Annotated in this window: 8 protein-coding genes and 2 pseudogenes; 3 read left to right on the top strand and 7 right to left on the bottom strand. The window is 60.3% G+C overall.

The window, feature by feature from the left end:
• Positions 1-79: 79 nt before the first annotated feature.
• Positions 80-1336 (top strand): annotated as a pseudogene (locus tag P3T25_RS44825) (OB-fold nucleic acid binding domain-containing protein); the annotation flags it as partial.
• A gap of 46 nt (positions 1337-1382) precedes the next feature.
• Positions 1383-2342: an SOS response-associated peptidase family protein gene (locus tag P3T25_RS44830; RefSeq protein WP_429363856.1), complete on the top strand. Its 960-nt coding sequence runs from the start codon at positions 1383-1385 to the stop codon at positions 2340-2342.
• Between the two features lie 63 nt (positions 2343-2405).
• Here the strand turns inward: P3T25_RS44830 and P3T25_RS44835 are convergent, their stop codons facing one another.
• Both P3T25_RS44835 and P3T25_RS44840 read right to left on the bottom strand, forming a co-directional pair.
• Positions 2406-7097, bottom strand: a complete 4692-nt coding sequence (locus tag P3T25_RS44835; RefSeq protein ID WP_429363858.1) for a hypothetical protein — start codon at positions 7095-7097, stop codon at positions 2406-2408.
• 50 nt (positions 7098-7147) lie between these two features.
• Complete coding sequence (locus P3T25_RS44840) at positions 7148-7801, bottom strand: SAVED domain-containing protein (RefSeq protein ID WP_429363904.1); 654 nt, start codon at positions 7799-7801, stop codon at positions 7148-7150.
• On the opposite strand from P3T25_RS44840, the gene P3T25_RS44845 reads away from it, so the two are divergent.
• Complete coding sequence (locus tag P3T25_RS44845; protein ID WP_429363860.1) at positions 7785-8003, top strand: hypothetical protein; 219 nt, start codon at positions 7785-7787, stop codon at positions 8001-8003. The genes P3T25_RS44840 and P3T25_RS44845 overlap by 17 nt on opposite strands.
• A gap of 834 nt (positions 8004-8837) precedes the next feature.
• Here the strand turns inward: P3T25_RS44845 and P3T25_RS44850 are convergent.
• The 5 genes and pseudogenes from P3T25_RS44850 to P3T25_RS44870 form a co-directional block, all read right to left on the bottom strand.
• A complete protein-coding gene (locus tag P3T25_RS44850) occupies positions 8838-9095 on the bottom strand; it encodes a DUF4242 domain-containing protein (RefSeq protein WP_429363862.1) in 258 nt (85 codons plus the stop codon).
• A 122-nt stretch (positions 9096-9217) separates the two neighbouring features.
• Positions 9218-11917 (bottom strand): ATP-binding protein, encoded by a 2700-nt coding sequence (locus tag P3T25_RS44855; protein ID WP_429363906.1) that lies wholly within the window; start codon positions 11915-11917, stop codon positions 9218-9220.
• A 141-nt stretch (positions 11918-12058) separates the two neighbouring features.
• Positions 12059-12778, bottom strand: a pseudogene (locus tag P3T25_RS44860) (adenylate/guanylate cyclase domain-containing protein); the annotation flags it as partial.
• Between the two features lie 554 nt (positions 12779-13332).
• On the bottom strand, positions 13333-13698 hold the full coding sequence (locus tag P3T25_RS44865) for a hypothetical protein (RefSeq protein WP_429363864.1): 366 nt from the start codon (positions 13696-13698) through the stop codon (positions 13333-13335).
• 153 nt (positions 13699-13851) lie between these two features.
• On the bottom strand, positions 13852-15942 hold the full coding sequence (locus tag P3T25_RS44870) for a Na/Pi cotransporter family protein (protein WP_429363866.1): 2091 nt from the start codon (positions 15940-15942) through the stop codon (positions 13852-13854).
• Positions 15943-16126 lie beyond the last annotated feature (184 nt).

Below are 16126 nucleotides of genomic sequence, written 5' to 3' on the forward strand. Positions count from 1 at the left end.
AACCGCCGCTACGCCTTATTTCGTGCGGTCAAAGTCAACTCTTACATTAGCGTAATCTACGGACTCGATTAGCGGTTTTGAAGGGCTTCAACAGCATCCTTACCTGCGCCGACGGCAGGGGCTGGAGCCCGTCACCTATCCGAGCCCGCAGATGGAGCAGGCGCTCTCGCGCACACTCGGCGTGCCAATCTTCCAGGAGCAGGTGATGCAGGTCGCGATGCTCGCGGCAGGATTCACTGCCGGCGAGGCCGACCAGTTGCGTCGCGCGATGGCTGCATGGCGCCGCAAGGGCGGACTCGAAGCCTACTACGACCGCATCGTGAAGGGGATGCTCGAGCGCGGTTACGACCGCGAGTTTGCCGAAGCGATCTTTGCGCAGATCCAGGGCTTCGGCGAATATGGCTTTCCGGAGAGTCACGCGGCCAGCTTCGCGCTGCTGGTCTATGCGAGTGCATGGCTGAAGCACCATGAACCGGTCGCGTTTCTCGTCGCGATGCTCAACAGCCAGCCGATGGGTTTCTATTCGCCGTCGCAACTCGTGCAGGATGCGAAGCGCCACGGTGTGGAGGTACTGCCGGTCGACGTGACGCTCAGCAACTGGGACTCGGCAGTCGAGGGCCGATCGACTCGCGCGCCGGTGCGCCTCGGCATGTCGCTGGTACGCGGACTGAAGGAGGAAGCCGCCGCGCGCATCGAGCTCGCGCGTGCAGTGCGCCCCTTCGCCGATGTGTCCGACCTCGCGCGACGTGCACAACTCGATCGCAAGGATCTGCAGGCGCTCGCGGCGGCCGACGCGTTACGTTCGCTCGCCGGCGACCGGCGCGCAGCTCTGTGGCATGCGGTGGCTGCGGCACCTGACCGGGATCTGCTGCGCGGCGCGACTGATGACGACGCAACGCCGGTCCTCGCGCCGATGACCGAAGGCCAGCAGATCGCCAGCGATTACCGGACCCTCGGTCTGACACTCGGCCGGCACCCGCTGGAACTGCTGCGCCCGCGCCTGCTTGCCCAGCGCCTGCTGCCGGCGTCGACGCTGGCGGGATTCCGGAACGGGCAGCTCGCACGTGCCTGCGGCATCGTGACGGTCCGGCAGCGGCCGGGCACGGCCAAGGGTGTGATGTTCGTCACGCTGGAAGACGAGACCGGCCAGGTCAACGTCATCATCTGGCCGTCCCTGCTCGAAAAGCAGCGACGTGAAGCGCTCGGCTCGTCACTACTTGCCGTGTACGGCGTCTGGCAGCGTGAGGGTGAAGTGCGCCACCTCGTCGCGCACCGACTGGTCGACGTGTCCCCGCTGCTCGGCTCGCTCGTCACGTCGACGCGAAATTTCCACTAGGAACCGGCGTACCATATTGGCGCACCGTCCTTCAAGGAGAGCGAGCATGTGCTATTCAGCCCAGATCCAGGCGGACTACCGCAAGTACGTCAGGATGTTTGGCGCGCACATGAGCATCCGGGAATTCGCGCAGCTGTACTGGGAACGCGCCGAGGGCAGCAACATCAAGATTCCGAAGGCGATGGACGCTGCGTTCTCGGCTCCCCAGACCGACGAGGAACGGCGGATCAGGGAAGCGATCGACCGGTTCAACGGCGAACAGACAACCAGGCTGGAGCAGGAGCTGTTCAAGCAACGCGCGCGGCTCGCCGACGCGGAACGCGCCCTTCAGGGCAAAACGACGAAGGCGGCCTCCGAAAGCAAACGGATCGCAACCAGCAAGATCGAGTCGGCGCTGCGCGGGCTCGACGATCTCCGGCGCACCGAACTGAAAGACCGCGATTCGCGAATTTTCCCCGGTAACTATGCTCCGGTGATGGTCATGGAAGACGGCAAGCGGGTCATCAAGCCGATGCGGTATCACTGTCGCCCGGCTGGCAAGCCTGCGTTCTACGACAAGAAATATCCCGGACTTTACAATGCCAGGTTTGACAACCTTGAAGGCTTCTGGAAGGGCGTTTTTGGGTATTCGCACGGTCTTATCGTCGCAAATGCGTTCTATGAAAACGTGAAACGACATCGCCTTGAAGGGCGAGAGCTCGCTGAAGGCGAGCTGGAGGAAAACGTGGTCCTGGAGTTCAAGCCACAGCCCGCTCAGGACATGCTCGTGGCCTGCCTGTGGTCGCACTGGCAAAGTCCTGGCGAGCCTGATCTGCTTTCCTTCGCGGCCATCACTGATGAACCGCCCCCTGAAGTCGCCGCCGCCGGCCACGATCGCTGCATCATTCCCATAAAGTCTGAGCATATCGACGCTTGGCTCAATCCCGATCCACGCAATCTTGCGGCGCAGTACGCGTTTCTCGATGATCGGGAGCGACCATACTACGAGCATCGAATGGCCGCCTGAGCTCACCTGGTCAGTGCAGAGGCCCAGACGTCGCTACAGGCCGGTCCATCGCGCATAGCGTTGCTAATCCGGGCGTGTCGTGTCGACACCCCACGGAGCGACACCAATAACGATCTTCTGGCCCAGGAACGTATCGTTGAGGTTCTTCTCGCGCGATTCAGCCTGTCTCTTGATTGATGATCGATTGATCAGGGCATGTGCGATCTTTTTGTCGCGTAACTCACCACGATCGTCCGACGCTGTTACGTCGCGGCGAAGCCAAACCGATGACCGTCGATCGCACGTCTGCAGGAAGAGAACCCACGCGGCGTATGCATGTTCACTGTTTTGCGCAGCGAGAAACGTGCGCCACCAGTGGCGGGCCACCGCATCGTCCTGACGACGCCGCGCCGCGCTTCGCTTCATCTCCTCGACCGAGCTTCGAGCTGGCCCGACCGGCCAGTCATCCATCGCTCTTGAGTCGTCACCGGTGAGAAAACCGCTGAGAAAAATTGCCCGCTTCTGACGCCAGACATGCGGTGATGTGCGGTCGATCTCAATCTGAGTCTCAAGCCAGCGGTGGCGGCCATTGAAGACCGCGGCGAAGGCCAGTTCACCCAGCGCCTTGTCGGTCGAGCACCTGTGAAGGTCGATCAGCGATGTCCGTAACGTGTCGGTAGCTGACGAATCCGTGGCTCGAAAAGCGATGTGAATGAGTTCGTCCGCCCCACCTTCCCCGATGTGTTGCACGGCCATGAGTTGCCTTAGCGCGTGCCAAAGCTGGACTCCACGGCCCGGGTCATGGTTCAAGAGGGTTTCGCAAATGGCCAGGAAGGTTGTTTCGGCTAGGCGGACGCGCCGCTTGAAGTCCATGGTGAGCCGATCAAAGCCCTCAATCCAATGGTCGAAGATCTCCGGCGCGTGTGTCCATACTGGCGTGAGGTCGTCAACATTGACGTTGGCAAGATAGAGGCTTGCACCGGCTGCTCGGGCGTCGTCGATACGCTGACGCGCTGTCTCGGTCGCACGCTTCCAGGCGCGCCGTTGAGCCTCCAGATCTTGAGCCTCCCGGAGCGCCGCGAACTGATCATCGCTTGTGTTCTCGCCCTTTCGTAGCTGCAAGGTATAAAACGAAGGGTATTCGCTCCACATGGAAAGCTCGATCGTGAGGTCGGATCCTGGATCTGGTTCAGGCACCGCACCCGCGGTCAGTACGTCTCCAAAGATCGCAACTGCGAGGCGAATGTCTACCGGGTCGCCGCCTCGCATCCGGGCTGCCTCAAGTAGCCGCCATGGCGCGATGCGAGGTGCGAGCTGCTCGAACGGTACGGATGGCGCGCCGGAAATAAGCGCGCCAGAGCCGTAGTGGTTGACCCAAAAGTGCTCTTCGCCCTTCCATGTCCAATCCCACTGGATCAGAAGTCGGCCAAAGCGCTCGCCGTCGGCACGTTCGAGCGTTCGGAATGCGATTCCCCGGTCCACCTGGTCATCGCCCCGGGCCTTTATTTCCAGCCAGCTCCATATGCGATCGCTCAAAGCTGAGCTGTAAAAGGACAGGACGCAGAGTAGGTCGTGCTGCTGCTTTTGCGTTCCCTGTCCGAAACGATCGAGCAGTGCATCCGCGGCCTCCGGAGTTGGCACCGAAACAACATGAGCGAAGTCGGTTAGGACTGTCTTGAGACCGGCTTCAATCATGCGTGTCGCTTGGGTCAGCCCATCCTCGCCTTGGACTTCAACGATCAGCAGTTGGCTTGCCGCATAGAGTTCGTTCCCCTCGTCGCTCTCGGCGAATTTTGTCCGTAGAGCGCTCGCGGAATCGCGAGACGCTCCGTCTGAAATTATCAGCTGATGCGGAGCGTGAATGGCCCGCCAGTATCTTTGTTCACGCGTTGCGTCCTGCAGCGTCAGCAGCTTACGCCGGCCTATGTCCGCCAAAAGATCGGGGGCACAGCGAGCGAGGACAGGTTCAATCTCCTCGAAAGCGTGATTCTCAAAAGAGTTGCCTCCCGCGCTGTCAAGCTTGGATGCATCAATGGAGCTTGCGTCACTGCGAACTTCTGCGACCACGCGCGCGGGCGGGTTAAAGTTTGGATTCAGCCAAAATGGTTTCGCTCGCTGAAGGCGAGCGTGGAGAGGTCTTGTCCCGTCTGAGAGGACATCGTCTGCATGCCGATGTTCAAGCGGGAACAAGCTCGTGGCGGGAGACTCGACATAGTCGTTTTCGTAGGACCAGCTTCCATCGAGTGTGGAGTCCATGTCCCGGGCTGCGATCTCGTCAACTTCGTATCCGGTGAGGAAAAGCAGGCGTTTGGCGATCCGCGCTGGCAGATCTGGATTGATTCCAGGTTCAGGACTGCGCCCTTGCATCGCTGTCGCGAGTCGCCGAAGCTCCTCGGCTGTCGCCTCTGGATCGGCTTCGTTGAGGACGAGTAGCCATCGAAGGCCGTCTGAACCGGCGTTCCATTGCCCAACTGTTGCATTGATTGTCGCCACTTCAATCAATGGGACTGCCGGTGCTAATGGGAACCCGTCGAGAATTGATGGAACAGTTGCATGAAGAATGCCTTCGTCGAGGTCGACGAAGATCATCTCTTGACCCAAGATTGTCAAAGGACCGGATTGATCGACGCCGACGCGGTCGATCAATTGCTGGGCCCGATGTTCTTCGAAATCCTTGGCGTTTCCGACTCCGCTGTCGCGAACGCCTCGCGAAATCATCCGCAGCCATGACATGGTCCGCTTTACGATGGCCGTCCGGGCCGGGATGTCAGTGCGAGGAATGGCCCGCAACGCACTGACGGCCCAGAGCCGTGCAGACGCCTGAGCATGCGATGCGGAGTGTTCAATGGCATCGAGTAGCGGACTGATGAGGTTCGCCGATAAGGCCGCAAGCTCGCGACGATGGTGATCGGTGAGGTTCTGGGTTTGGAGCCAAGAAGTGACCAGCGCGCCCGCGATGGGCGTTTCCGTCGGGTCACCCCGCTCGATAAGGATCGCCACTGCGGCACGCAGTATCTCAGCACGCTGATCGAGCCCGGCGATGGGGTCGAGCCACTGGGCCAGTGCTGCGTCAATCACGTCGTAGGTCTCGCCGTTACGCGTCGCGAGCCCGGTCAGCAGAGCGGCGGCTAGCGAATGGGCGACAACCTCAGGCATGAATTCAATTTTCCCTATTGGCCCTACGCGGGTAAACCGGCCATCGACAATGTCACTCAGGCGCGCATAGACCTCGCCAGGAGTGAGATCCGGCCGACTCACGGCTTCGCCAAGCGCCTTCAATGTGAAGGCGTTGACGCCGCTTCTGAGTTCGAGTGCAATATCCTGCAGATATTGCTGCCATTCGTTGTCGCTAAAGGATTTGCCTGCGCGCTCGCCGAAGCTGTCTCGACCATATTCCCAAAGCAGCCTGTGGACCGTAACCTTGTCAGAGTCAATCAGCCGGTCTCGTAACCGAATGACGAGTTTGAATAGCCGCGGGGTGCGTGCCAGATCGACCAGATCCGGATGCAGGCTGGAGCGCGTCAATCCTTCCAGCGCCAGCATCTGATCCAGTTCTCCGCCGGGTTCGATTCCGTAGACATCGACGGTCGCCTTGACGGCCGGCTCGACCAGGCCTTTCAAACTGGCGAGTCTATCGGTCAGGAAATGAGGCCGGGTGCTGACAATGGACCGTACGCGGTCGGCGAACGTCGGTCCCTGGAGCACCTTGAGGACCTGAAGCCATGGCACAGAAGGTTCTTGATTAATGCCGTCGAAGATAGCAGTGAGCACGGGTCCTTCATCCGCCGGACGTGCAAGGAGCCGATCGAGCCGTCGAATCCAATGATCGACGGTTCGCTGCCCGGTCAGCTCGCAGCAGCGCTCGGCGAAGAAGCGCTTTACAGCCGTCTCGGACGCTGATTTCAAGGCAGCAGCGGCCGACGACGGCACGACGAAGACGATGGGGTGCTCCGAGATGTGGTCGACGATCCAATCGAGCGTAGACCATGTCTTCCCCACACCGTCGGCTCCGACGACGACCATTGTTGCGTCGTTCTGAGCGGGACCTATCCACCAGGCGTCGAGCGCTTGGCTGACGGCGATCCGCTTAATCCTTTTGGACTGTGCGCCGCCGGCCGCATCCTGGCCGAGCTCAGCGTTTGAAACCCTCGGCGATCTCCATATCTCGTCGAGCTTACGGTGTGACTTCAGCCTCAGCGTCTCAAAGCCGAGGCTCCACGATTGGAGATCACGCTTGATTTCCTCAATTGCGTCGCGGGCGACGGGTGCCAGTTTGCGAGTCAGTTCGCCGGCGGCGGCGGAGAAAATTTCGCCAACAATATCCGGATCGGATGCGCAGAGGGCTGCAAGCGTGGAGAGTCTCTCGTCAACCCAACTGAGAATGATCACGGGCACGCCCAGACGCTCGCCATGCTGCTCCAAGTCCTGTCGGAGTTGCTCGGGGACACTCCTGGTCGCGACCAGAATCCACCCCTCGATCGCCTCATCCCGAGCGACGGCCTGATCGATTTCCCCTAGAAGCTCTCGATCTTTGTTAGATGTGGTCTCGCGATATTTCTTGCATTCGATGCGAAATCGCCGACCTTGCCGGCCTGCAGGACCGGCATCCGCGCCATGTTGGAATCCGGATTTCGCGGTGGCGACTTCAATTCCGAGCAGCCGGCCAATGAGCGCCGCCGCTAAGTTCTCCAACTGTTTCGCGCGTGGCTCCTCATTCAGCGCGGCCTGAAGGCGACGCTGAACTTCTCTATCCTCATCTGAAAAGAAGGCCGTCATTTGAGTCCGCCTTTGGAGCGCGTTGGGTGCCTGGCACTATACCGGCACGTTCAGAAAATCTGCTTTTCAGCTCGCGTGCCATTGAAAGCGTAGTCCGGGAGCGTCGGCTGAATCGAAGCAAGATTCGGAAGGAAGCCCAGCATGTTGGACATTTTCTGTGAATCGTCGAATACGATCGATATCATCGTCGACTCAACTACCGAGTTCAATCGCTTGTGAAAAATCATTTCGATTCCTGCTGATCGCGCAGTTCGTTGACCATAGCTAGCGAATCGGGATAGGACCAACTGCGGCCCGGTGTCGGGGACAGCTTCGGCAACGCAATTCCCATCGTAGGGGCAAGTCACTTGCGATTCAGTTCGACGAGGAGCAGACGCTTGATGCGTTGCTCCGGGTCTGCCGATACATCGGGGTGTCAGCACGCAGGTTGCGACGTACGAATTGTCCACCCAGTCGTAGAGCTGGATGCGGCCGACCGCGTTGAGGCGATACCCGAGCATCATTGCGAAGTGCGAGGGCGCTTTGATAAAGAGATGGATCACGTTAAGCCGGTGATGGGAGCGAAAGTCCACCAAGGCAGTCTTGGCCTCCGCAACAGCCCGATTCAGCTTCAGCGGACTGTCAATTATATCGGCACTGGTGAGCTCCAGACGCGGTGCCCGTGCCAGGTTCTCCGCGATCGCAACTGTGACGTTCGGCGACAGCGCGCGTCGGGAACGCGATGCTCACCGCGCCCTCCTTCATTCCGTCGTCGCCGCAGGACGAATCAGCGGTGAAGAACGGGGCCGTAGTCTGCGCATGCTCGTCAGTACGAAAGTGCGCGCCGTTGTGCTCGATGTCGAGGATGAAACCTTTGGTGGCGCCGAACGTGTAGCAGAGCAGGAAGACTTTCGAACGGCCGCGTAAGCGCCTCGCGCGCTGGTGTGCGGCTCGCCTCGACTCCCACGGCAAGGGGTTGTCGTCCTTTCCGTGCAAATTCTGGCGGTTTTATCTAAAAAGATCCTATTAATCAATGGCTTGCTAAACCGCCGATTGTGCGAAAGCCAACGAACTGCCGAACCTTCCTGCAAGCCGCTCTGCGCGCGACTACCGCCATAATTTGCACGGAAAGGGCGATAACCGCGAGAAGGGTCAAATGATCAGCGACATTCGAACAATACAACTCGCGAACGCTTAACGTGCGCAAATTTCCGAATCGTGAGACGCCGCCAATCTCTCGCGCCTCCATCACCCTTCCCTCACAACGAACACACTACGTTCACACGTCGGTCCGTTTGTTCCCGTCTGCATTGTTGCCGTGTGCTGTTGCGTGGCGAATCCATGGCACACGCCGTTCAACGAACTGCTATTGAACGGCCTTCACGTCGACGATGACGATCGAATCGGTACAGAGACGTAGCGCGGGCATGCGGTCACCCGATCGGACACGCTGCGTGTCGTCACCAAGCATGATCGGATGTGCTTCAGTTTGCTCAACGACGGCCGGCTGACTCGACTCGATGATTTCGAATGTCTCCGTTAACCCAGCGCGACATCTACGGCGGCTTTTAATGTACAACGGTCATCTCCGCCTTCTCAACGGCTCAACCCGGTCTCCAGCTTTAGGCAAATTGTCATGGCTGCCTGTTATGGCTCGAGTCACTCGCTCCAACGTTGTCGCCGCTCCTATGGCGCAGGCAGCGCTCCTCCTTTCGCTGCCCCCTCCTCTGGGAGACAACGCTGCCTTTTGCACCCAGTCTTCTAGTTGAACATTTCCGGCCGCAAGTCGCTCACCTCGATGATCACATCAGCCGGCAGGTTCGCCCTGCGTGCGGCGGTGCGGATGGCTTCGGCATTGGGCGCCTCATACAGGCAGTAAGTCTTCTTCTTGTCCGCGCTGAGAAATGAAAAGAGCCATTCGACGCCCTCCTCGTCGTTGATCCGCTTCAGAGCGCCCGCACTTTCACTGGTGACCTCGAGCTGTTCTGCAAAGCTTCGTTCAATCATAAAACGTGGCATGAGATTCTCCTGAGAGTAATGGCCACATCGCCGCAGTTCGAACTGTGCGATAGGCGTGCACTAGTTTCCGAGCGCTGTGTTCGCACACACGCCAGCAATGCGCTCGACGAGAGCAAACATCTTCAGTTCCTTCGCAGCGGCGGCCGCATCGGCCAGCAGGGCCTGTGCCGTGCTCTATCTCCAACACCATTGCGCGCTGCCAGCATTCGCGCGAATTCGTACCGGCCATGCGCGAGCCAGGGCCACGCTCGCAAGCGCTCGTCCATGCGTAGCCCGTATTCGAAATGCTCTTCGGCGGCAGACCAATCGCCCAGTGCATGAGCGAGCATGCCGAGATACCGTGCCGCGGACCCGCAGCACAATGTAAAGACAGGAACGGTGACGACCTGATCCCGGAACGGCAGGAGAAGGGTATAAACCTGTTCGGCGCGCTCGACGTCTCGGAGCCGCGCAGCAACTTCCGCCAGATACGTCAAGGTCACGAGCCGCTTGCTGTCGAGAGGGATGCTGGAATCCGATTCTGCGAGCCGATCGAGATTGTCGCGGGCCTGCGCTTCCAGGCCGAGATCGCTGCAGATCAACATGAGCCCGGGCCGCCACGCTGAGTTTTCGGAATGCTCGTTGACGAACCGCGTGAAGAGCGGCGCTACCTCGGCGAGCCGTCCCTGTTCGCGGCGTATTGTGAACATCTGCATGCCGTACACGCCCGTTGCGAGTGTCGCGTCGACGGTCTGCGCCATGTGGAACGACTCCCGCGCCTTGTGCTCCGCCACGGCGAAGTCCCCGACGAGTACGGCGCGCATCGCCTGCGCACCCGTGACGCACCATTTGTCGACGAAGTGCTGTCCACTGGTGGCAATTTCCCGATACCTTTCCAGGGCACTCTCGAAGTGTTCCACGGCGCCGATCTCCAGGTAGCCGGCAAGACATCGAGCGCATGCGTGACCTATGGTGTTCGCATCACCGAGATCTTCTGCGATCTGGCGCAGCTCCTGCAACACGCTTTCGCGCTCCGCAAAGTTGCCCGCAGGCAAAGGACGGGCTCCGACATGCATCATCTCGCACACCAATGCGTCGAATAAGCTCGGCAGGTCGTTCAGGTGTCTGGCGAGGGCGACAGCCTCCAATGCCAATTCACCAGTTTGCTCATGCGCACCAGTCATGTGAACGGTGCGGATCAGTCGACTCAACAGGCGACAACGCTCGACCGACTCCTCGGTTCCGATCAAGGCGAGCGCCTCTTTGAGCAAGGAAATCGATGCTTTGCCGGAGCCTTCGAGGAACGTCTCCGCGGTGTCGAATCCCAGGGCCGCCTGCACAAGAAACGACGGAAGCTTCTGTTCGCGGGCAATCTGCACCGCCTGCCAGAAGGTCGCTTTCGCTTCGAGAAGGCCCAATCTGAACTCCGCTCCACCTCTTGTCAGCAGTAAAGGCAATAGGTGCGCGGCCCGATCCTGATCACTGTAGGAGCATCGATTGAGCAGTTCAAGCCCGCGCTGTGCATGTGCGATAGCCTCCTCGTAAGCCGCGCCCGAAAGTGCCCGTTCTCCCGCACGCTGCCAGTAGCTGACTGCGCGAACCAGCAGGTCTGCCGCAGTGAAGTTTTGGGCGATCAGTTCAGGCTGCCGCTCGGCTATTTCCGGATAGTGGTCCTCCAGAGCAACCGCGATCAGCGCATGGTACTGGCGACGGCGCGCAAGCAACAGGGATTGGTACGCGATCTCCTGGACCAGCGCGTGCCGAAACAGATACGTGTCTCCATCCGCTGGCGTACCGGAAGCGGGCACGATGATTTCCGCCGCGACAAGGCTGTCAAGCGTGTGCTGCAGTTCATTCTCTGGCTTCGATGCAATCAGGCCAAGCAGCTTCCTGCCGAACTCCCGCCCCACTATGGCCGCGATCTGGGCGGTTTCCTTGACGGTCGGCTCCAACCGGTCGAGCCGCGATAGCAGGGAGCCCTGCAGCGTGTCCGGAATCGCAATTGTCTGCGGCGTTCCTTTCAACTCGTAGCTGATGCCAGCATCCTGCAACCAATCGCCCTGCAGGACGGTCTTCGTCAGCTCCTCGACGAAAAGCGGCACGCCGTCCGTTTTTGAGACGATCTGATCGAGTACGAGACCCGGAAGCCGCTTTCCATCCGTCAGCCGTTCGACCATCGCGATGCAATCGCGGCGCGAGAGCCGATCGAGATTGATCTGTATGAGATGAGGGTAAGCCCATCCCGGTTCGAACTCGGGCCGCGCCGTGACCAGTACAAGCAGCGGGGCGGCCACCAGGCGTTCGAGCACGAGCCGGACGAGTTCCTGCGAAGACGGATCGATCCAGTGCGCGTCCTCGACAACGACGAGCACCGGTTGAACTCGGGTCGACCTTTCAACGATGGCGACGAGTACGTCCAGCGTCCGTCGTTTGAAGGAAGGAGATGAAACGTCGGTCGCCTGATGGCGCGCGGCCGCCGGCACTCCCAGCAAGGTTGTGAGTACGAGAACCGTTTCGTCGACATCGACTCCCAGCCTTCCGATTCCAGCCTCTAGCAGCTCAAGATCCGAAGCGCGGGGCGCGTCGAGTCCGAGTTCAAAGACGCGCCGTAGCCAGCGCAATACCGGCCAGAAAGGGCTGTTGCGATAGTACGGGGAACAGTGGAGCGAAATGACAGTATGGGTGTCTCCACTGATGCTGTCGCCGAATGCTCGCAGCAAGCGGGATTTTCCGATTCCCGGCTCACCGATCAGCAGCACACAGCGCATCTCGCCGTCGACGCTCTGCTTCCAGCGCTGCCGGATCATGTCGAGTTCCGCGGCCCGTCCGATGAGCGACGTCATGCCGTGGCCCGCCCTGACTTCGAAACGGTCGATCGCATCCAGTTGCGCGAGCACGCGCTGGACCTGAACCGGACCGGAAACCCCTTTCAGTTCTTGCCTACCGAGGTTTTCGAGCAGGAACGATCCTTCGATCAGGCGTTGCGTGGCCGGGCCCACGACGACCGCGTCGGGCGGTGCGAGTGCCTGCAGCCTTGCGGCGAGGATTGGTGCCTCTCCGACAATCGCCTGGCGATCCAGCGAAGATCCAGCGCCAATCGCGCCGGCGACGACCAGTCCCGTCTCGATCCCGATACGTACCTGTAGTCGTATGCCGTGCTCAACTTCGATGCGATTGTTGGCCTCGCGAAGCGCCGAAACGACGGCGAGCGCGGAAAGTACCGCGCGCACGGCATCGTCTTCGTGGGCACTCGGGTAGCCGAAATAAACGAGCAGTCCGTCACCGAGGTAAAGCGCGATGTGACCTTCATGAGCTTCGATCGCCGTTGCGCAGGCCTGATGGTAGAACCCTAGCAGGCGTCGCATGTCCTCAGGATCGAATCGTTCCGCGAGCCCAGTCGAATCAACAAGGTCGACAAACATCACAGTGAGCTGCCGCCTCTCGGCCTCGACTGCTACCGACGCAGATGACGAAGGTCGTTCTCTTCGTTCTCCCGCGGACTCGAGCGATCGCGCTTTGGCCTGGGCCAGTGCCGCAAGTCCTTTCGCGAGCCGCTTGCGGTCACCGAGCGTCAGGCCGAGCTCCTTCAGTTCATCATCGGAAAGGTCACCGAGCACATCCCAGTCGATCCCTTCCGAGGCGAACTTCGCAGCGTGCTCACCCAGGCCGATCTGCACCAGCCATGTCGTCAGGTCGTCGGTCATCGCTGGATCTCTGGCATACCATTTAGGCTATGATCGGCGAGGGAACTCAACTTGTCCATGCGCCTTCGCACGCCTTCCAACGATTGCCTGATAAAGCGCCGGACATGGCAGGCGCGTGCGTCGGTATCGCTTAAGTAAGAGCACCGGACATTGCGCTGTCTGGTGATTCGGCGAGTATGGATATGAGGCTCTCACACGTTCGGCGGGAAGCCGACTTTTGAATGCTCGTCTTGACGGGCAGGCCAGCGTCCACAACTGGCCCCGGCTGCTGACAGCCAGTCGCAACTTTGTCCTTCATAAAACGGCCTGTTCGGGGTGCCCTTCAAGATTCGGACTTTTTCGTACGCTATAGGCCACCACGTGAGGCGCTTCGAATATCGCTGATCGACCCACAAGCACCGCTAACGTTAAATCAGTGGAAGGCCGCTTTCAGCGTGGAATGAGACGATACCAGTCGCCGTTGCGCTGGCCGTTTTGGCTGGAGCGCCTCAGATCTGGGTCGCACAGCGTTTACGCCTCCCGATAGTTGAACTCTCCGGTCAGTTACGGTCCAGTCAATCTCGCTTGCCTCGATGGGCGTCGCCGGCATTGCCTTCCTCGCGCTCACCATCAGACGGTTTGTCCGGCGTATGCTCCGACTTGTCATGCGGCGATTTCTCTGTCGTGAACAGCCGCCGTCCGATTCGATCACCGATGTCCCGAAGAGAGGACCGCATGTACCAGGGCCACCAGGCAATGTGGTAGAACCACAGGCAAGCTCCGCGGTATCCCCTGAGCCACTCAGGGCGGATTTCGTCTGTTGGGAAACTCTCCAGCGAGCGATGTCCAAGCGACATAACGCCAACCGTCATCCAGGCAAACGCGATCAGCAGGGTTGGAAGCGACAGGAGGCAGGCCACAGCGAACAGGGCAAGCGGCAAACAGATCTCGAGTGTCGAACGCGTTCTCACGCCCTGTTCTCCCATTCAGAATCGAGCCGACTTTCAGCTTACTCCCGATCGGTACGTTCGCCATATATGGACCACAACGCGGGCAGCTCGGTGCAACCAGGCGCGATGGGAGCCACCGTTCGATCATCGATTCTTGAATGCGAAAACGACAACGAGGACCGCGACAAGCACTGCAAGCCATTTCAAACTGGCGACAAGCTTGCTGAGCTTATCCACCAGTGCGTTAATCGAATTCGTCTCGCTACCGGCTGTTTGCTGTTGCCCCTCGGGTGATCTCTCGCTGTGGTCGAGCGGGCCTAAGCGGACTTTCCCGAAGTCGAGTGCGAGATGAACAACGTATCCGCCCGCAATTTCCGGCGATTCCGCAGCGCTGTCTTCCTTGCCCGGCCGGAGGAACTGATACGCTTGCCCAGGGAAGTCAGCAAACACCTGCCTCGACGTATAGACGTTGCTCAGACAGAGGCCGACCTTGACCGCAGCGAGCCGGCCGGCCTCAACGCCCTCGATGAGCGCCTTCATGCTGCTTTCCGGCACGTGGCAAGACGCCCACCACTGATCGGGTTCCTGCATCTCCCGGTCCGGGCGGTTATAGCCGAGCCTTGCAATGCCCAGTGGGACGTCCGAGAAAGTTGTACCGAGCGCGTCTTGCCATTCGCGAAGGCCATGCCGGTCTGCCGAACGGATTTCCCTGGCCGCGAACGAGATCTGGACCATGCGCGTGCTGTTCCCCGGTTCGCCAATAATTGACAGGCGAACGTCATCGAAGGAAGCGGTCCCACGGATACAGGTAGTCAGGGTGGATTGCGTTTCTCCCTCTGCGGGTTCCAGTTGCTGAACGACCTGGAGATCCTGCAAGGTAAGCCAGAGTGAGCTTGCAGGGTAATACGTCGTTGCGTTGCCATCAGGCCCGACGTGCTCGAGCGAGTGGCCACTGCCCTCTCTCACACCAATTCCACGGCTCCCATCGCGATAGGCCACGCGTACTTTTTCATCGAGGCGCGGATGGGTGCCCGCCGCGAGTTGCTCCGGATCCGGAGGTGTCGGGTAAGTCCTTGCCGCGCCATTCAGGCTATCCAGAATATCGCCTCGCTGGCGGATCTCCACAATGAGCTGCCGCTCGCGATCTGTCGGTGCCGCACGGGTGTCCGACAGCATCTCGCCAAAACGATTTGCGAGTCGAAGCGCGTTGGGTGTCGCGGTTTCGGGCACCCCCTTAGGAATTCGCCTCGCCGTAGGATCGGTGCCAGGCGGCTGCTGCGGATCAGCGACCGCCACGAGTGAAGGCAGTAACCGGGTTAAGAGGCTCGCATAGTGGGGGAGTATGGGCAGGAACACACCGGCGAGAACCAGATTGAACAGCGTGTGGAAATCCGCAACCACACGTGCATTGTCCGGTTCCATGGTAACCATGAAGCGGCCGATTGGTCCGAGCGCCGCGAGGGCCGCCACAACGCCGATTAATCGCGTGAGCAGGTTTCCAACCGGTAGCCGCTTCGATGCGGGATCGTATGGTCCCGTGCCCGCCAGCACGGGGTTGATGGCGGTGCCGAGGTTCGCACCCATCACCAAAGCAAACGCCGTATTGGGAGGAACCACGTTCCGCGCGCAAAGCGAGGTGATGAGCAGAACAGCCGCGACGTTTGAATCCGCGGCCCACGTCAAGCCCGCAGCGAGCAGAACATCGACGACCGGTACGGTGGACGCAGCGCCCAGCAGCATGCGCAGGCTGGGGGCATCCTCGTAATCGGTCATCAGCTCGAGCAGATGGTGCAGCGCGAGCAGCATCAGGCCCAGACCAATGAACATGCGTCCCAGGTCGTGTGCACGTGTGTTCGACACCTTGCGGAACATCAGCGCGCCGACAAGGATCAGGGCCGGCGAAACGGCTGCCGCGAGGTCGAATGACAGTACCTGCACGATCAATGTTACGCCGACGTTTGCGCCCAGCATGACCGCAAGCGCCGGCACAAGCCCGACGCCTCCCTCAGCAGCGAAGCCCTCAATCATGAGTCCGGTCGTCGCGCTGCTTTGCAGTACCGCGGTCGCGCCCGTCCCGGCCAGGAAAGCCCGGAAGCCCCCGCGCAGCGATCTGCCGAGGAGTGACCGAAGACTGGCGCCGAATGACCGGTGCATGCCGGTTTGGACCATCTGGGTGCCCAGCAGCAGCAGAGCAACGGAGCCAGCGAGATCGATCAGCGTGAACGTCGTTATCATGATTCGGACTCCTGGCGTCCAACCGTTGCCCATGCGACTTCGCCACTGCCCGGCCCCTTGCGTGGCTGGGCGTCGCAGCGAATCGACGCCGGTTGCTTGAACCCTCTAAGCATGGCTGGCACTCAACTACCCCGGCGTGTGGTCAGCACGCCCAGGTTGCATAAGCAAAAAAGTGCCCGATCGC

The organism is Paraburkholderia sp. GAS32, assembly GCF_050434225.1.
Lineage (GTDB): Bacteria > Pseudomonadota > Gammaproteobacteria > Burkholderiales > Burkholderiaceae > Paraburkholderia > Paraburkholderia madseniana.

Bases quoted from the DNA above. Each gene is read 5' to 3' on its own strand.
- P3T25_RS44830 (WP_429363856.1), top strand. From the start codon at position 1,383: ATGTGCTATTCAGCCCAGATCCAGGCGGACTACCGCAAGTACGTCAGG.
- P3T25_RS44835 (WP_429363858.1), bottom strand. From the start codon at position 7,097: ATGACGGCCTTCTTTTCAGATGAGGATAGAGAAGTTCAGCGTCGCCTT.
- P3T25_RS44850 (WP_429363862.1), bottom strand. From the start codon at position 9,095: ATGCCACGTTTTATGATTGAACGAAGCTTTGCAGAACAGCTCGAGGTC.
- P3T25_RS44855 (WP_429363906.1), bottom strand. From the start codon at position 11,917: ATGACGTCGCTCATCGGACGGGCCGCGGAACTCGACATGATCCGGCAG.
- P3T25_RS44870 (WP_429363866.1), bottom strand. From the start codon at position 15,942: ATGATAACGACGTTCACGCTGATCGATCTCGCTGGCTCCGTTGCTCTG.